Consider the following 16302-nt stretch of genomic DNA (forward strand, 5'->3'; position numbering starts at 1 on the left):
TCTCTATCGCGTTACGCAGCTGCCGATAGAATGCTGGCGTTCTGGAATTGCCTGGAGAAAGGGATGAGCTTGAGTATGGTGGTTGTGCTGGTGGTGCTGTTCCTCGTCGCCGCCTATGGGGTGATCCTCTACAACGGTCTGGTGCGTCTGAAGCATGGCGTCGGCAAGGCCTGGGCGAACATCGACGTGCTGTTGCGCCAGCGCCATGAAGAACTGCCCAAACTGGTGGAGACCTGCCGCCAGTACATGCAGCACGAGCGCAACACGCTGGAGCAGGTGATCAGTGCCCGCAACGCGGTTTCCAGTGCGCGCGAGCTGGGCGATGTCGGCGCGCTGGGGCAGGCCGAGACCGGACTGCGGGCCGGGCTTGGGCGGCTCTTCGCGCTGGCCGAGAACTATCCCGAGCTCAAGGCCAACGACAGCTTTCGGCATCTGCAGCAGCGCATCAGCGGCCTGGAGAGCGGCATCGCCGATCGCCGCGAGCTGTACAACGAGGCCGTGAACCTGAACAACGTGCGCATCGAGCAATTTCCCGATGTCATCCTTGCTCGTGCATTCGGTTTCAAGGAGGCGGCGCTGCTGCAGTTCAGCGAGGCGGAGAAGGCCGACGTGAACCTCAAGGCGCTGTTTGGCTGAGATGGATCCCGGTCAGCTGTTCACTTACGTCCTGGCTGCAGCCCTTTGGATCGGCGGCGCATGGATATGCATCGATCGCTGGTCGCGTGCGCGCCATCTGCTGGACACCCCGACATCGCGCATTCGGTCAGCGGCCCAAGGCTATGTCGAGCTGGTCGGCGTGCTGCGCGAGCTGGCGGTGCCACCGCCGGTGGCGCCGCTGACCGGCGAGCCTTGTCTGTGGTGGCGTTACCGTATCGAGGAGTACCGCTCCAATGGCAAGCGCAGCAGCTGGAACGTGGTGGAGCGCGGCACCAGTGAAGCCTGGCTGCGTCTGGCCGACGCCACCGGCGAATGCCTGATCGATCCGCGCGGCGCGGACGTCCATCCAGCCTTTCGCCGGGTTTGGACCGGCGATCTGCGCCACCCTCGTGGCGTTGCGCCGAGCGGCTGGCTGGGCCTGTTCAGCAGTGGCAAACGCTACCGCTATACCGAAGAGCGGCTGCACGAAGGCGAGCCGCTTTACGCCATCGGCGATTTCCGCACCCGTGGTGGCGGTCGGCACGGGCTGGATCTGCCCGCCGCCAAGCGCGAGGTGATTCGCGAGTGGAAGGGTGATTTCGCCGGTCTGCTGCAGCGTTTCGACAGCAACGCCGACGGCCAGTTGGATGAGCAGGAATGGAGCCGGGTGCGCCTGGCGGCGCGGCTCGAGGCCGAAGACCGGCATCGCCAGCAGAGCACGGCGCCGGCGTTGCATCACCTGACGCGGCCGGCGGAGGCACTGCCTTTCGTGCTGTCCAGCCATGGCGAGGACGTGCTGGCGCGACGCTTCCACTGGCAGGCGGCGGGCGGCGCGCTGATGTGTCTGGCAGGTGCGCTGTGGCTGGCGTTGCAGCTGGGGGTGACGGCCTGGTAGAGCCGCTCAGCGCTTGCGCTTGTCGGCAATCCAGATGGTGTGTCGGGTGCCGCGGTTGCCATGGGCGTACACCTGCACCTCCTCCGCCTTGAAGCCGGCCCTGGCGAGCTTCTCGGAAAAGGCCCGGTCAGCGCTGGCCGACCACACCGCCAGTACGCCGCCCGGCCGCAAGGCGCGGGCGCAGGCATCGAGGCCATCCAGCGAATAGAGCCAGCTGTTGCGCTTCTGCGTCAGGCCCTCGGGGCCGTTGTCGACATCCAGCATGATCGCATCGAAGCCCTCTGGCTGAGCCCGGAGCAGCTCGGCAACATCCTGGTTCAGTACCCGGGTGCGGGCATCGCGCAGCGGATGGCCGGACTTCTCGCCGAGCGCGCCGCGGTTCCATTCGATGACCCCGGGCACCAGCTCGGCGACCAGTACCTCGGCGTCCGCGCCCAGCTGGCGCAGGGCCGAGGCGAGGGTAAAGCCCATCCCCAGCCCGCCGATCAGTACTCGAACCTGCGCTCGGCTGGCGATCCGTTTGCAGGGGATTTCCGCCAGCGCGTCTTCCGAGCCGTGCGTGCGAGTGTTCATCAGCTGGTTACCGTTGCCACCCTGGATCTTGATGACGAAATCGTCGCCATATTCGAACAGACACAAGGCGCCCCCGGCGGGAATGGCGGCGGTATCCAGCAGTACGAAGCGTTTCATGGGCGGCTCGTCGTCGGCCGCGATGGGCCAGAAGGGCGCCGAGTGTGGCGCAAGTCGCTGGCGCTGGCCAGCGCTTTGGGCGCTGCATGCCAAAGTGGCCGCGCGACTAGCGCAGCTCGGAGTTGCCCGCTCGATCGAAGGGCGCCGACTGGCGCAGCAGCAGGTCGAGATCCCGCGCCGGCAGGGGCTTGCTGTAATAGTAGCCCTGGCCTTCCTGGCAGCCTTCGGCGATCAGGTAGGCTTCCTGCTCAGGAGTTTCGACGCCTTCCGCGATCACGGTCATGCCGAGGCTCTTGCCCAGCTGGATGATCGCCCGGACGATGGTTGCGCCCTCGTCCTGACTGATGTCCTGCACGAAGCTCTTGTCGATCTTGATCTTGTCCAGTGGCAGGCTTTTCAGATAGCTCAGCGAGGAATAGCCGGTGCCGAAGTCGTCGATGGCGATCAGCGCGCCGGAGCGTCGCAGGCTGTGCAGGTTGTGCGCCGCCGCGTCGATATCTTCCATCAGGCCGGTCTCGGTGACCTCCAGTTCGAGGGTCTCGGCGGGCAACTGATGGGCCTGCAGCAGCTCGCCGATCATGGCTGGCAGCTGCGGATGACGCAGCTGCACGGTGGACAGGTTCACCGCCACACGCAGTCCGGTATGGCCCTGCGCGTGCCACTGGCGCAGCTGGCTGCAGGCCTGGTCGAGCACCCACTTGCCGATTTCGATGATGCTGCCGTTCTGCTCGGCCAGAGGTATGAACAGGTCCGGCGGTACCAGCTTGCCTTGCGGATGTTTCCAGCGAATCAGCGCCTCGACCCCGGTGATGCGGTTCTGCCGGTAGTCGACCTGCGGCTGATAGACCAGGTGGAACTCGTTGCGCTTGAGGGCTTCGCTGAGATCCTTCTCCAGCTCCCGCCGCGCACGCATCTGGCTGTCGATGCTGGCGACGTAGAACTGATAGCGGTTGCGTGAGCGGCTCTTGGCCAGCGTCATGGTCTGCTCGGCCTTTTGCAGCAGCTTCTCGGTATTGTCGCCATCCTCGGGGTACAGCGTGATGCCGATCGTGGCGCGCAGACGAATCGGGTGGCCGTCCAGGTCGATCGGATTATCCAGGTCGTCGAGCACGGCCTGGGCCAGTTCGGCAGCCTCATAGGGTTGTTCGATGCCGCTGAGCACCAACACGAACTGGTCACCGCCCAGCCGCGCCAGTGCGCCCAGGCGACCCGCCGATTCGCGCAGGCGATCCGCCAACCCCTTGAGCAGGCAGTCGCCTGCCTGGTAGCTGTACTGCTCGTTGATGCCCTTGAAGTCGTCGAGCCCCAGGCAGAGTACGGCGACCCGTCGCTGCAGGCGGCGCGCCTCGTCGAGGATATGGTCCAGCTGGCTTTGCAGCTGCTGCCGGTTGGGCAGGCCGGTCAGGGAGTCGTACTGGGTCATGCGATGCAGACTGCTCTCGGCTTCCTGGCGCAGGTGCATGTTGTGTTCGATGGAGGCCAGCAGGCCGTTGGCGGTTTCCACCCAGAGGCCCAGCTCGTTGCGCTCATGTCCTCGGATCATCGGCAGTTTGTGCTCGCCGGGGCGGTCCGGATTGATCTGTGCCAGGTGCTCGATGAGCTTGGTCAGCGGGCGGGTCAGCAGCCACTGGTAGATCAGGAAGAGCACCAACCCCAGGGTGAGGGCGCGCAGAATGCCGACGATGAAGATGACGATGGAGTCGTTGACGAATTCCTGGCCGTACTGGGCCGTGTCCAGGGTGATCCGCAGTTCGCCGTAATACTCGTTGTAGGGCGGCTTGCCGATCAGAGGAATGGAAAACTGGCGATCCTCGTGAAGGATCGGGTCGGTCAGCCAGCGGGTCGGCAGGCTGATGGGCGGGCGGATCTTCAGTGCCAGCATGCCTTCGTCCGGGTGGCCGATCGAGGCCATGCGAATCGATTCGTGCTGGAACAGGCCTTCCATCACCTGCGCACCCATTTCCCGATCCAGGCTGTAGATGGCCTGGGTGGAAGGATCGCGCGTCATGCGCAGGATGCGCTGGGCATCGGCCTCGATCAGCTGGCGCGTCTTGTAGGCGCCGAAGATGATCTGCGCGCAGCTGAGCACCAGCCCTACCGCCAGCGCCGATAGCAGGACTACACGCAGGAGCTTCCGTGACAGGCTATTGCGCATTTCCAGCTTCAAATGAAGGTCCTTTTCCGTGCCGACGCGCGGTTGCGGAAGTATTGATAGTCATTCTGCAATCGTCAAAGAGGCAATTTACACCGGTAAGTCAGCAGCGGCGACTGTGCAGGCAGTGCCTTGCGTGATGCAAGCGCGACCCGTCATCCGAAGGGAACATTGCACATCGGGCGCGCATGCAGTAGCGCTACGGCGTCCTGCCCTGCATCTTTATAGCGGCAGGCCGTGCCCGAGCCTTAAATGAAAATGCCCGCATGAGCGCGGGCATTTTGATTCACTGCTGGGGCTTGGGCTTAGCCTGCGAAGTTCTTCGCGACGAAGTCCCAGTTCACCAGGTTCCAGAACGCTTCGACAAACTTCGGACGGGCGTTGCGGTAGTCGATGTAGTAGGCGTGCTCCCAGACATCGCAGGTCAGCAGCGGCTTGTCGCCTGCGGTCATCGGGTTGCCGGCACCGATGGTGCTGGCCAGGCCCAGGCTACCGTCGGACTTCTTCACCAGCCAGGCCCAGCCGGAGCCGAAGGTGCCGATGGCGGTCTTGGTGAACTCTTCCTTGAACTTGTCGAACGAGCCGAAGGAGGCGTTGATGGCATCAGCCAGCGCGCCGGTCGGCTGGCCACCGGCGTTCGGCGCCAGGCAGTTCCAGAAGAAGGTGTGGTTCCAGACCTGGGCGGCGTTGTTGAAGATGCCACCCGAAGAGGTCTTGATGATGGATTCCAGATCCTTGCCTTCGAACTCGGTGCCCGGGATCAGGTTGTTCAGGTTGGTCACGTAGGCAGCGTGGTGCTTGTCGTGATGGTAGTCGAGCGTCTCGGCGGACATGTGCGGCTCGAGGGCGTTCTTTTCGTAAGGCAGCGGCGGCAATTCGAAAGCCATGATGTATCTCCTACTCAGGTGTCGAGGATTGATGCGGCCAGCTCGGAGGGACGTACGTGGTTTGCCGGCGTAGCCGGCGAGCAGGCGCTGCATCGCGTCCTGCTCTTGCCTCTGTCGTTCCCTTCGCTCGCTACATGCTTGCGCAATCTCTGGCCGTTCACGGTCGGCCGAACAGACAGACTGAAGCCTTCCGCTCCATGTCTGCGAGCCAGCGATCATAGCATCCGACCTGCGGCAAAACCACGCGGCAACTGTATGGACTATTGGTTCCAGAGCGGTTGCGGCGCGGCGCCTTGGATGCGGACGATCGGCTGTGCCTTGCGTGGACCGCATAGTCGGGCGTGGTGTTCCGTACGATGTGGGAAAAGGTGCGCGGTGCAATGCCGCGCGCTGACGGTCAGGCAGCGAATGCCAGCTGGGCGGCGATGGCGAACATCATGGCGGCCACGCCGAGATCGATCAGCCGCCAGGTCAGCGGACGGGCCAGCCAGGGGGCGAGCCATGCGCCGCCCAGCGTAAGGGTGAGAAACCACAGAGCCGAAGCGCTGGCGGCCCCCAGGGTATAAGCCCCGGGTTCTGGCTGCTGCGCGCCAAGGGTGCCGATCAGTACCACGGTATCCAGATAGACATGCGGATTGAGCAGCGTCACCGCCAACGCGGCCAGTAATACCGCGCGTAGCGGGCGCGGTTGCGCGTCTTCGCTACGCAGGCTCTGTGGCCTGGCCGCGCGACGCAGGGCCAGCGTGCCGTACCAGAGCAGAAAGGCCACGCCGCCCCAGCGGGTGGTCTCCAGCAACAGCGGGCTGCTCGCCAGCAGTGCGGCCAGCCCGAACACTCCGAGGCTGACCAACAGGACATCGCAGACGATGCACAGCGCTGCTACCGGCAGGTGGTGTTCGCGGCGCAGGCTCTGGGCGAGCACGAAGGCGTTCTGGGCGCCGATCGCCATGATCAGCCCCGCCGTCACCAGAAGTCCGTTGATATAGCTCTGCCAGATCGCATTCATGCCGCACGCCTCGTTCGTTTTCTGCTGGCGAGTCTGGGCATCGGCAAGCTATAAGAGAAACCAATTATGCTCAGGTGGCATTAGGGAAACTGATGTTCGATTACAAATTGCTGGCTGCGCTGGCGGCGGTCGTGGAACAGGCGGGTTTCGAGCGTGCCGCCCAGGCATTGGGGCTGTCGCAGTCGGCGATATCGCAGCGGATCAAGCTGCTCGAGGCACGCGTCGGTCAGCCGGTATTGCTGCGTGATACGCCGCCCAGGCCCACCGAACTGGGCCAGCGCCTGCTCAACCATGTGCAGCAGGTACGGCTGCTCGAACGCGACTTGCAGGGACAGGTCCCGGCGCTGGATGAAAACCGCCTGCCGGAACGCCTGCGTATCGCCCTCAATGCCGACACCCTGGCGACCTGGTGGGCGGGTGCAGTGGCGCCGTTCTGCGCCGAGAACCGGGTGCTGCTCGATCACGTGGTGGAAGATCAGGCGGTCGGGCTCAAGCGCATGCGCGCAGGGGAGGTTGCGGCCTGCGTCTGCGCTGCGGAGCGACCGGTGGCGGGTGCGCGCAGCCAGTTTCTCGGGGCGATGCGTTATCGCGCCCTGGCCAGCCCGGCGTTCATCGAGCGACATTTCCAGCGGGGTGCGCGTGCTGCGGACCTGGGGCGTGTTCCTGCCGTGGTGTTCGGCCCGGACGACCAGCTGCAGCATCGCTACATGGCGGCGGTCGGCGGCGGGGAGATCCTCCTTCACCACCTGTGCCCATCGTCGGAAGGCTTTGTGCGCCTGTTACGAAGCGGGCTCGGCTGGGGCCTGGCACCGGAGCTTCAGGTGCGTGGCGAACTTGCGCGTGGTGAGCTGGTCGATGTGCTGTCCGGGCCGCCGATCGACGTGCCGCTGTACTGGCACCACTGGCGTAACGGCGGACAGCTGCTCGACGAGCTGACTCGGCATCTGGTGCGCTGCGCCAGCGACTGGTTGCTGGTCGAGTGATGGTTCTGGCTCAGGCGAGCACTCGCTGGCCTCGATAGATGCGCACGCTGCCGCCGCTGCTGGCCGCGTGGGATACCGGCGGCGGAGCGGGCGGTAGCTGGTCGCTGAAGGCGGCGAGCTGGCGCCCGAGTTCGCGCGTCAGTTCATCGTTCGAACGCATGCAGCCGGCAAGCATGGCGGTCACGGCGTCCGGCTGGTTGAGGTGGATGTCCAGTTGCTGTTCGTCGCGAAGTCTGCGACGCAGGCTGCGCATGCAGTCGATCACTGCCTTGTTCAGCTCCATGCTGTGTTCCTCGTGATTGCCCTAAGGCCCGACATCCCTGTCAGAAGTGTCTATCCGCTGGCACGGGTGATGGAGCAAGCGGCGTACCAATTTGCTGGCTGTGTCTCATCAGGAATGTGACGGGCAAGCGAAACGCCCGGCTGGTGAGGCGTGCAGACTGTCGAGCCATTGCCGAACCAGTCCCGGCAGCTGTCGGCGACCGATCCGGTGCTGGCTTTCACTGCACCGTGATGCGCGTCAGCGCCGTCGCGATGCTCTACCGCGGTGCATCCAGGGCGGCAGACGCGAGTCGCTGATGGCCGCGCCCCGAACCGTTTATACTGCGCGCTGTTTTTCGCACCGCGCCATCGAAGGTAACCCATGCGCAACGATGCTCACGACGAACTGGACAACATCCCCAGCCTGACCGCAGGCCGTGACCGTGTGGAGCCCTACCCGGCGCCGGATCTGGAGCCGATTCGCAAGGGCTCGGGCGATTACACTGACGACACCCGTCCGCGGCAGAAGCGCCGCCCGGCCAGCGGTGGCAAGGCGAGCACGGCGCCGCTGTGGGTCGTGGTGCTGGCGCTGCTGATCAGCCTCGGCGCCCTGGGCTGGTGGAGCTATCAGAAGATCGCGATGCTGGAGATGCAGCTGGTCGCCACGCAGGAAAGCTTCGCGCGGATCAGCGAGGACGCCGCCGGAAGGCTGCAGGACATTTCCGGCAAGGTGGTGGCGACCGAGTCCAACGTCACCACCGAGAGCGAGGCGGTGAAACTTCGGATCAAGCAGCTCGAGCAGCAGGCCATCGACCTCGCTCGCCAACAGCAGGCCTTTGCCACCGAGCAGCAGAGCCTGGCCGGCCGGCAAGGCAATCAGGATCAGCGCATGGAAGAGCAGGGCAAGCGCCTGGAGCGGCTGGGGTCCGACGTGCAGAGCCAGCAGGGCACCACCGCATCGCTGGCCGAGACGGTCAAGACCCTCGGTAGCGAGCAGGCCACGCTGAAGTCTGCGCTGGACGAGCAGGCCAAGCTGGCCGGACGGATCGACAGCCTGAGCAAGGACGTGGCGGTGCTCAAGCAGGGTGGTAACCAGAGTCAGGCGATCAGCCGTCTGGAGCAGGACATCCTGGTGCTGCGCAGCGAACTGGAAAACCGTCCGGCGCCTGCCAACAATACCAATACCGCCGAATTCGATTCCTTCCGCGCCCAGGTCACCCGCACCATCAACGCCATGCAGGGGCAGATTGCCAACCTGCAAGGGCAGATCGACGGGCGCTGAGTTCACCTCGCTCGGCCGCCGCGCGCATTCGCGGCGGCGGCCTTTGAGCGTCTCCCTCTACAGATCCAAGGCCAGCGACAGTCCGAGCCCGTGGTCGCGGTTGTCGTTTCCGCGGTAATGGTAATTGGCACGCAGCGCCAGGCCGGGCGTCAGGCGGTGCGTCAGGCCGACGCTGAAACGTGTCTGGTCGCCGGTCGGCACCGCTCCGGGCAGTTCGAAACTGTTGCCCGGCACGCTGTTCAAGGACATGCGCAAGTCGCGGCGGTCCTCATCCTCGCGCTCCACCTCCCGTGCCACCTCGCCGAACAGTCGCGTGCGTTCGGTCAGGGCATAGTCGCCGAACAGGCCGAGCGACAGGCGTAGCGAGTCCAGTTCCTGATCGTCATAGCTCAGGGTGGTAGAACGGGCGCCTTTCTCGCTGTATCCGTCGACGTCCACTTTCTGGTAGCTGGCACCGATGAACGGCCCGAACTGCAGGCGATCGCCCGGCTGCATCAGGTTGAAGCCGGTCTTCACCGCGGCGCCCCAGAGGGTTCCCTCGGTGTCGCCCTTTTCCGTGCGCTCGGTGATGCCGAGGGCGAAGGTGCGCTTCAGGTCGTGGTAGTCCAGGTAGCCTGCGCTGAGGCTGAAGTCAGCGAACAGGCGCTGATACTCGTAACGGGCGAACGCCGTGGCCAGATAGCTGCGCATGTCGTAGTCGGAGTCGTTTCGACCCAGCTCCAGCGAGTTTTCCGCCAGCCCGAGGCTGACGCCGGCCAGCCAGGCTTCGCTCAATCGATGGGTAACACCCAGCGACAGGCTCAGACCATGTCCGTCTCCACCACCGTAACCGTCGTACTCAGGTCGGTTGTAACCGCCCTGAACGAAGGTGCGCCATGCGCCGACCGGTTGCCAATCGCCACGCAGAGCGGCCAGCTCGGTATCCAGCTGCTGCAGGTGGGCGCGCAATGCGGAGCGGCCCATCTCCGGCAGCAGCGAGACTTCCCAGGGCGCGGACAGGATTGAATAGAGGTAGTCGGCGCTGATCTGGTGAACCGCGGTGGTGGGATGCACGGCGTCGTTGAACAGCAGGCGGCTTGGGTCCGGCGCGCTGCCGCCGAGGCTGTAAACCGGATCAGCCTGGCAGTTGCCGGCCGATGCGTCGAAACACACTGCGGTCTGTGCCACGTTGGGGTCGAAGCCGAACGCCGCCAGATCAGCGCGCACCTCGGCGAGCAGCAGGCGATTGTTCACCAGTACGTAGTTGCCGCCCTGGGCTTGCAGTTGGCTGGCCAGCTCGGCATTGAACTGGTCGCTCAGGAAGTTGAACGTCGCAGCCTGCCCGGTGAAGGCGCCCAACGGCGTGGTACCGACGTCGGGCAGATCGGAAACGATGATGTAGCGCGCTCCTGCTGCCTGCAGGGCGCCGACGCCAGCCACCAGATTGCTCGCGGCTTGGGCCATGGTCACCGGGTTGGTGTTGAGCTGGAAGATGTCGTTGCCGCCACCGTTCAGGTAGTACAGGGCATTGCTGTCGACTTGCGGATTTTCCCGCAGATAACCGGGTCGGGTACGGCTAAGGCCGCCTACCTCAACGATGGAGTCGCCGTTTATCGAGTCGAGTATCTGATCGGTACGGTAACCGCCCACTGCATAGTTGGTCCCGTCGGGGTTGCCAGTCAGCAGCGCCGGTAGCAGCGGTGTGGATGGCAGGGACTGCAGACCCAGCATGCCGGCCAGTCGTTGGGTGCCGACCTCGCCGATGTACTCGCCCGGTCCGTAGGTGGGACCGGTGCGGTTGGTGAAGCGCAACCCCCCGGTGGGGTTGCCGCCGAGCGTCGGGCTTTGTAGATCCGGAAAGTTGCCCGCATCGCTCAGCGAGTCGCCGAACACGATGAACTGGCTGAACGGCCCGCTATCGGCAGTAGCGACGCTGGACACGCAGGTGAGCAGAACGGCTGCCGCAAGCGGCTTGAGAGCGCTTTGCACGGGGGTATCTCCTTATTGTTCTTTTTGTGGATACGTCGACTCGCAGACGGGGCGGGCGACCCGGTCACGCTACTGGCTGGTGTCCGTGCCGATAAGCGCTCAAAAGGGCGATTGTTCCTCAGTGGCGCTACCTCTAAGGAAGTAATGGCTGTTTGCAATCAATTCATTGTCCTGGCTCAAGGGAATGCTGGGGTCAACTGGCTACCATCGGCTCCGCTTGCGGCTGGGGTAATGCTTTCGCCCTGCCGAGTAGTCGCCGCTTTGAAATGGATTGAAGAGCCGCCATCGGTATTCGGGAGTCGCCGGAGGCGTGCCTGCTGCGAATAGACCGTCCCAGTTGGGAGCACAACAATAAGATGCCATCGCCCCTCGATTTGCTGCTCAACCGCCTGACAACGCTGCTGCCCAGCGAACTCAAGCCCAATGAACTGCGCCATCTGCTGACGCCGGGTCGCCATCCGTTGCTGCTCTGCCAGCGCCGGGCGACGCTGATCGTCAACCGCGTCCGCCTGTTCGCTTTTCTCTTCGCGGTGCTGACGCCTCTGTGGAGTCTGATCGACCTGATGGTGTTCGAGCCGCGGTTGTGGCTGGCGTTGGCCGGGTTGCGAATGATGGCCTGCCTCGCCTTCACCGGACTGCTCTTGTTCTACCGGCCGAGTGGCAATCTTCTGGATGCCTACCGCGCGATCGCGATCCTCTTCGCGATACCTACAATCTTCTACATCGCGTCACATACCCTGCTCGGCAGCTATCAGCTGGCGCAGTTCTCGGTCGTGGTCGGTGCGGGCTATGCCTTCCTGCCGTTCGTGCTGATGGCCGGGCTGACCATCTTCCCGTTGACCCTGGTGGAGAATCTGGTGCTGGCCAGCCTGCTGCTGCTGGCCCAGGCGTTCGCCGGCTATCTCAGCTGGGCCACGCTCAACTGGCCGTCGTTCGCAGGGGCGTTCTGGTTGCTGATCCTCATTGCCGGTGTCACCAGCCTGGCCAGCATGAGTCAGCTGGCATTCATGTTCGCGCTGGTGCGCCAGGCGATCCGTGATCCGCTCACGGGGGTGTTTTCCCGTGGCAGCGGAGAGGAGATCCTGCGCCTGCAGTGGGATAGCGCGCAGCGCAAGGACGGCGCGCTGGCGCTGGCCTTCATCGACCTGGATCATTTCAAGTCGATCAACGACAACCACGGGCATGAAGCCGGCGACCAGGTGCTGCGCTGCGCGGCGCGGCGTCTGGTGACGACCCTGCGCGCGTCCGACAGCCTGCTGCGCTGGGGCGGCGAGGAGTTCCTGTTGATCATGCCGGATACCGACATGCAGCAGGCGCACCTGGCGCTCGAGCGTATTGTCGGGCAAGGCCTCGGCCTGCGCCCGGACGGCGCACCGCTGACCGCCAGCATCGGCCTGGCGGAGCGGCGCTGCGATCAGGTGGGCGACTACCGGGATCTGCTGGAGCTGGCGGATAAACGCATGTACTACGCCAAGACCGGCGGGCGTAATCGGCTCTGCGCAATGGAGCCGGATGCGGTGCTGCAGCAGGGGTCGCTCGCGCTGAGCGGCTAGCCGCAGGGTAGCGTGCGGCGCGTCCGGGTCAGCCGGCAGCGACGCCGAACACGTGGCGCAGGTAGCTGACGAAGGCTTCGTCGCGGCACATGGTCTTGCCTGGCGAGTCGGAGATCTTTGCCACCGGCTGGCCGTTGCAGGCGGTCATCTTGATCACCATGTTGGTCGGCTCCACTCCCGGAATGTCGCAGGTGAGCCCCGTGCCTATGCCGAAGCTGGGTCTGCTGCGGTCGATCAGGGCGCGGTGGATGTGCAGTGCCTTGGCGAAATCCAGACCGTCGGAAAAGATCAGCTGACGGCTTTTCGGATCGATGCCGAGGCGCTGGTAGTGTGCGATGGCTTTCTCCGCCCATTCCAGGGGATCGCCCGAGTCGTGGCGCAGGCCATCGAACAGCTTGGCGAAGTACAGATCGAAGTCGCGCAGGAAGGCATCCATGGTGATGCAGTCGGTCAGCGCGATGCCCAGTGCGCCACGGTATTCGCGAACCCAGCAGTCGAGCGCCGCGACCTGACTGTCGATGAGGCGCGGGCCGAGCTGCTGGTGCGCCATGATCCATTCGTGGGCCATGGTGCCCATGGGTTTCACGTCCAGCGTGCGGGCCAGATGCACGTTGCTGGTGCCGACGAAACGGCCGGGAAAGTCGCAGCGCAGGCGCTCGACCACCATGGCCTGAACCGCGAAGGAGAATCGTCGCCGGGTGCCGAAGTCAGCCAGGGTGAAGCTGGCCAGCTCCTCGGCAGTCGCCTGCCTGCGCAGCCAGGCGAACTTTTCGTCCAGCCTGGCGCCCGCCTGTTCCAGCGTCACCTGCGCATAGCGCGCGCGGTTGCGCACCTCGCTGACGATGGCCAGCAGCGGTACTTCGAACAGGATCACATGCAGCCAGGGCCCGCGCAGGTACATCACCAGCTCGCCGTCCTCGACATCCACCCGCAGGTAGCGGAGATCGAAGCGGAACAGCCCGAGAAAGCGGATGAAGTCGGGCTGCATATAGGGGACTCGCTCGAGGAAGGCCAATTCCTCGGCGGACATCTGCAGCTCGGCCAGCGCTTCGATCTGGTGGCGGATCTCGCTCAGGTAAGGGCTCAGGTCTTCGCCGGAGCGGCTGCGAAAGGCCCATTCCACTTCCGCATTGGGGTAGTGATGCAGGACCGCCTGCATCATGGTGAGCTTGTAGAAGTCGGTATCCAGCAGGCTCTGGATGATGCGGTCCGAAAATGCGCTGCTCATCGGGTCGTTCCGTTCTGGACATCGGGTGATGGTAGCGGCAAATGGCGAGCAAGGCGCTGCCCGAGGGCCATTGGCGTGTTGCCGAGCGGGTACTGCCATTGGTCGACTCGCGCTGTCGATCAAGTAATTCGAAAGGCGAACATGTGCGGCCGTGCAGTTGGTCGGAATATTATTGTCACGTAGCGCTCGTTGCGGGTTTTTGATATTAACGGGCTGGCAAATATATATCGAGCGCCATAGTTTCATGTATCGATTTGATATCTATTCGATAGCAACTTAGCGCAGATTTTTTTAATGCATACGGTAAAAGATAATAATATCTGTCGGTGACGGGTAGGGGCCTTTGTTAAATAAGAAAAGGCAGGTGCCGAAGCGCCTGCCTTTTCTGTTTTGCCGTAGCGTTAGTTAGCTGCTGCGGCCACCGCCGTGGCTGTTCTGGCCACCCTTGCGGCCGGCCTCGGAGGCCTTCTCGCGGTCATTGGCAAAGTTGCCGCCACTGTTGTGACCGCCCTTGCGGCCGGCTTCGGAAGCTTTCTCTCGATCGTTGGCGAAGTTGCCAGGGTTGTTATTTGCCATGTGTTTTTCTCCTCGATTGGATAGACACTTTCACAAACGGCTGAAAGAGAGAGATCAATCAGCCTTCACTGTCTCAGAGGGGGTATCGCCACAGGAGTTTCGCCCTGTTTCAAAGTGCAGACGAATGGTTTTCCTCATATGCAGTAGGACTATGGCGTGATGAAATTACAAGCGAAGCGGTAAATGGGCTTATTGGCGTAGAAAAGAGTTCTGTTAATTGCAGCCGGTCAGCTTGGCCTGATAGGCGAAGCGCGCGTTTCGCTCGGCGAGCAGGCGCATGACGTAGCCGATCTTCAGCGCCGTCGGGCCAAGTATGACCAGAGCGTGAGCAGCGACCACACTGCCCATCGCCAGCCGATGATCGAACAGATAGGCACCGCTGATGCCGAGCAGCAACAGCAGCACGCCACCCACCATAAAACTGTTGGCCATGAACCACAGGTTTCGGAAGCAACCGGGCTGGAACGGCATGACTGAATCTCCTCTGAAGGAGGCTCGCGTGGCGCGAGCCTCGAATGGGTCAATCGAGGGCTGATGCGGGACCGAAGAACTCGTAGCGCGTTTGCTGCTCCGGCACGCCAATGGCCTTGAGTTGCCGGCGCACGGCTGCCATGAACGGTTTCGGGCCGAGGAAGTAGGCGTCGACATCGCGGCTCTGCGGTAGCCAGTCCGCCAACTGCTGTTCGGTCAGCCGGCCGATGGCATCCGGTGCGTCAGCCGAGCCGTCGTGCTCCTCGTAGCAGTAGAAGCGCTGGAGCTGCGTGTGGCGCTCGGCGAGTGCGTCCACGGCGCGGCGGAAGGCGTGCACCCCGGCATTGCGCGCGCAGTGGATGAAGTGCACCGGCCGGGACGTCGCCAGCGCCTGCTCCAGCATCGCCAGGGTCGGGGTGATCCCCACGCCGCCGCTGATCAGCACCAACGGCTTGTTCCCGGGCGCAAGGGTGAACTCGCCTGCCGGCGCGAACAGCTCGACGATCGCGCCCTCCGGCATGTCGTGCAGCGCATTGGAGACCACGCCGCCAGGCTCGCGCTTGACGCTGATGCGATACTCGCGACCGTTGCCGGCAGCGGACAACGAGTAGTTGCGGCGCTCTTCCTTGCCATTGATTTCCAGCCTCAGACCGATGTACTGGCCGGGCAGGAACTCCATCAGCAGCCCGCCATCCTCCGCTTGCAGGTGAAACGAGGTGATCTCCTCGCTCTCCTTGACCTTGCGCGCAATGCGGAACGGGCGCGCGCCACGCCAGCCTCCCGGCGCTTCGGCCTTGGCCTGGTAGAGGCGTTCTTCCTGGCCGATGAGCAGGTCGGCGAGCTGCTGATAGGCCGCCGCCCAGGCCTCGATCACCGCATCGGTGGCGATGGCCTCGCCAAGCACCTCGCGGATGGCGCGCAGCAAGCAATTGCCGACCAGCGGGTAATGCTCGGGTAGCACCTGCAGGGCGACGTGCTTGTTGATGATCTGTGCCACCAGCGGGCCGAGGGCGTCCAGCCGGTCGATATGCCGGGCATACATCAGCACGCCGTTGGCCAGGGCGCGCGGTTGCTCGCCGCTGGCCTGGTGTGCCTGGTTGAACAGCGGGCGAACCTCGGGATGCTCGCTCAGCAGCAGCTTGTAGAAATGGTTGGTCAGGGCTTCGCCACCGCTTTCCAGCAACGGCACGGTGGCTTTGATAAGGGCGATCTGTTCAGCGCAAAGCATCGAATATTCCTCTGGTGGGAAAAACCGACGGTCGCCGTGGCGAACGTCATGCAGAGGGCTTTCAACAATCGTTCCAGCTCTGAAATTGACTTGAATCAAGGTTTTCGGGGCGTTGCTGGTGAAATTCACCCTGATTTGCACGGGTCATCCGAACCCATGAGGGTGGAATGTACACTCCGCTTGCGTGCCGAACCTTCGTCGCCGTCCGGCTTTCCTATGGGAGAGCCCGAACATTTCATCAGCTGGAGAAAGGCATGGAGATCTATCACATCACCCATGAAGATGACCGTTGGGTGCTGCGCGAAGAGGGCGACCAGCGCGCCCTGCTCGAAGCGGCGAACCGGCAGGACATCCTCGACGAAACCCGGGATTACATGAAGTTGCGCACGGCGCTGGTCAAGGTGCACGCCGAGGGCGGCGACGTCACCGAAGAGCACCGCTACCCGCAGGAACAGGACCCGCTGGCAACCGGAGGGTGAGGCTTTG

Annotated in this window: 16 protein-coding genes; 6 read left to right on the forward strand and 10 right to left on the reverse strand. The window is 63.8% G+C overall.

Annotation, left to right across the window (positions count from 1 at the left end; genetic code table 11):
• Positions 1-63: 63 nt before the first annotated feature.
• Together P5703_RS04230 and P5703_RS04235 are read left to right on the forward strand one after the other, a co-directional pair.
• Positions 64-636, forward strand: a complete 573-nt coding sequence (locus P5703_RS04230; protein WP_011914224.1) for a LemA family protein — start codon at positions 64-66, stop codon at positions 634-636.
• Position 637: 1 nt separating this feature from the next.
• A complete protein-coding gene (locus tag P5703_RS04235; RefSeq protein ID WP_017246200.1) occupies positions 638-1531 on the forward strand; it encodes a GIDE domain-containing protein in 894 nt (297 codons plus the stop codon).
• Positions 1532-1537: 6 nt separating this feature from the next.
• Here P5703_RS04235 and P5703_RS04240 read toward each other — a convergent pair whose 3' ends face one another.
• The 4 genes from P5703_RS04240 to P5703_RS04255 all read right to left on the reverse strand — a co-directional run bounded on the left by P5703_RS04240 (position 1538) and on the right by P5703_RS04255 (position 6266).
• Entirely contained in the window at positions 1538-2221 is a 684-nt protein-coding gene (locus P5703_RS04240) for a spermidine synthase (protein WP_011914222.1), read from the reverse strand.
• A 106-nt stretch (positions 2222-2327) separates the two neighbouring features.
• Complete coding sequence (locus P5703_RS04245) at positions 2328-4388, reverse strand: putative bifunctional diguanylate cyclase/phosphodiesterase (RefSeq protein WP_285585633.1); 2061 nt, start codon at positions 4386-4388, stop codon at positions 2328-2330.
• Positions 4389-4678: 290 nt separating this feature from the next.
• Positions 4679-5260, reverse strand: coding sequence for a superoxide dismutase (locus tag P5703_RS04250; RefSeq protein WP_003299885.1), 582 nt, complete (start codon positions 5258-5260; stop codon positions 4679-4681).
• 397 nt (positions 5261-5657) lie between these two features.
• Positions 5658-6266, reverse strand: coding sequence for a LysE/ArgO family amino acid transporter (locus tag P5703_RS04255; protein WP_285585635.1), 609 nt, complete (start codon positions 6264-6266; stop codon positions 5658-5660).
• Positions 6267-6358: 92 nt separating this feature from the next.
• Here P5703_RS04255 and P5703_RS04260 point away from each other — a divergent pair, with 92 nt between their 5' ends.
• A complete protein-coding gene (locus P5703_RS04260; protein WP_017246198.1) occupies positions 6359-7249 on the forward strand; it encodes a LysR family transcriptional regulator ArgP in 891 nt (296 codons plus the stop codon).
• Positions 7250-7259: 10 nt separating this feature from the next.
• Here P5703_RS04260 and P5703_RS04265 read toward each other — a convergent pair whose 3' ends face one another.
• Positions 7260-7532: a hypothetical protein gene (locus P5703_RS04265; protein WP_011914218.1), complete on the reverse strand. Its 273-nt coding sequence runs from the start codon at positions 7530-7532 to the stop codon at positions 7260-7262.
• A 360-nt stretch (positions 7533-7892) separates the two neighbouring features.
• On the opposite strand from P5703_RS04265, the gene P5703_RS04270 reads away from it, so the two are divergent.
• On the forward strand, positions 7893-8792 hold the full coding sequence (locus tag P5703_RS04270; RefSeq protein ID WP_017246197.1) for a hypothetical protein: 900 nt from the start codon (positions 7893-7895) through the stop codon (positions 8790-8792).
• Between the two features lie 57 nt (positions 8793-8849).
• Here P5703_RS04270 and P5703_RS04275 read toward each other — a convergent pair whose 3' ends face one another.
• Complete coding sequence (locus P5703_RS04275; protein WP_264885127.1) at positions 8850-10760, reverse strand: autotransporter domain-containing protein; 1911 nt, start codon at positions 10758-10760, stop codon at positions 8850-8852.
• A 356-nt stretch (positions 10761-11116) separates the two neighbouring features.
• On the opposite strand from P5703_RS04275, the gene P5703_RS04280 reads away from it, so the two are divergent.
• Positions 11117-12313, forward strand: coding sequence for a GGDEF domain-containing protein (locus P5703_RS04280; protein WP_264885126.1), 1197 nt, complete (start codon positions 11117-11119; stop codon positions 12311-12313).
• A 28-nt stretch (positions 12314-12341) separates the two neighbouring features.
• Here the strand turns inward: P5703_RS04280 and pncB are convergent, their stop codons facing one another.
• The 4 genes from pncB to hmpA form a co-directional block, all read right to left on the reverse strand.
• Positions 12342-13541 (reverse strand): nicotinate phosphoribosyltransferase, encoded by a 1200-nt coding sequence (gene pncB, locus P5703_RS04285; RefSeq protein WP_045158893.1) that lies wholly within the window; start codon positions 13539-13541, stop codon positions 12342-12344.
• Positions 13542-13946: 405 nt separating this feature from the next.
• Complete coding sequence (locus P5703_RS04290; RefSeq protein ID WP_003290130.1) at positions 13947-14117, reverse strand: con-10 family general stress protein; 171 nt, start codon at positions 14115-14117, stop codon at positions 13947-13949.
• Between the two features lie 213 nt (positions 14118-14330).
• Positions 14331-14588, reverse strand: a complete 258-nt coding sequence (locus tag P5703_RS04295; RefSeq protein WP_011914212.1) for a hypothetical protein — start codon at positions 14586-14588, stop codon at positions 14331-14333.
• A 49-nt stretch (positions 14589-14637) separates the two neighbouring features.
• The gene (hmpA, locus tag P5703_RS04300; protein ID WP_196111445.1) at positions 14638-15816 is read right to left on the reverse strand and encodes an NO-inducible flavohemoprotein; all 1179 of its coding nucleotides are present in this window, start codon (positions 15814-15816) and stop codon (positions 14638-14640) included.
• A 254-nt stretch (positions 15817-16070) separates the two neighbouring features.
• Here hmpA and P5703_RS04305 point away from each other — a divergent pair, with 254 nt between their 5' ends.
• On the forward strand, positions 16071-16295 hold the full coding sequence (locus P5703_RS04305) for a DUF2188 domain-containing protein (RefSeq protein ID WP_264885124.1): 225 nt from the start codon (positions 16071-16073) through the stop codon (positions 16293-16295).
• The last annotated feature ends 7 nt before the right edge of the window (positions 16296-16302 follow it).

The organism is Stutzerimonas sp. FeSN7 (assembly GCF_030263795.1).
GTDB classification, from domain to species: domain Bacteria; phylum Pseudomonadota; class Gammaproteobacteria; order Pseudomonadales; family Pseudomonadaceae; genus Stutzerimonas; species Stutzerimonas stutzeri.

Coding starts and splice junctions, on each gene's coding strand:
- P5703_RS04265 (WP_011914218.1), bottom strand. CDS start 7,532: ATGGAGCTGAACAAGGCAGTGATCGACTGCATGCGCAGCCTGCGTCGC.
- P5703_RS04260 (WP_017246198.1), top strand. CDS start 6,359: ATGTTCGATTACAAATTGCTGGCTGCGCTGGCGGCGGTCGTGGAACAG.
- pncB (WP_045158893.1), bottom strand. CDS start 13,541: ATGAGCAGCGCATTTTCGGACCGCATCATCCAGAGCCTGCTGGATACC.
- P5703_RS04250 (WP_003299885.1), bottom strand. CDS start 5,260: ATGGCTTTCGAATTGCCGCCGCTGCCTTACGAAAAGAACGCCCTCGAG.
- P5703_RS04235 (WP_017246200.1), top strand. CDS start 638: ATGGATCCCGGTCAGCTGTTCACTTACGTCCTGGCTGCAGCCCTTTGG.
- P5703_RS04295 (WP_011914212.1), bottom strand. CDS start 14,588: ATGCCGTTCCAGCCCGGTTGCTTCCGAAACCTGTGGTTCATGGCCAAC.
- P5703_RS04255 (WP_285585635.1), bottom strand. CDS start 6,266: ATGAATGCGATCTGGCAGAGCTATATCAACGGACTTCTGGTGACGGCG.
- P5703_RS04290 (WP_003290130.1), bottom strand. CDS start 14,117: ATGGCAAATAACAACCCTGGCAACTTCGCCAACGATCGAGAGAAAGCT.
- P5703_RS04230 (WP_011914224.1), top strand. CDS start 64: ATGAGCTTGAGTATGGTGGTTGTGCTGGTGGTGCTGTTCCTCGTCGCC.
- hmpA (WP_196111445.1), bottom strand. CDS start 15,816: ATGCTTTGCGCTGAACAGATCGCCCTTATCAAAGCCACCGTGCCGTTG.
- P5703_RS04270 (WP_017246197.1), top strand. CDS start 7,893: ATGCGCAACGATGCTCACGACGAACTGGACAACATCCCCAGCCTGACC.
- P5703_RS04240 (WP_011914222.1), bottom strand. CDS start 2,221: ATGAAACGCTTCGTACTGCTGGATACCGCCGCCATTCCCGCCGGGGGC.
- P5703_RS04280 (WP_264885126.1), top strand. CDS start 11,117: ATGCCATCGCCCCTCGATTTGCTGCTCAACCGCCTGACAACGCTGCTG.
- P5703_RS04305 (WP_264885124.1), top strand. CDS start 16,071: ATGGAGATCTATCACATCACCCATGAAGATGACCGTTGGGTGCTGCGC.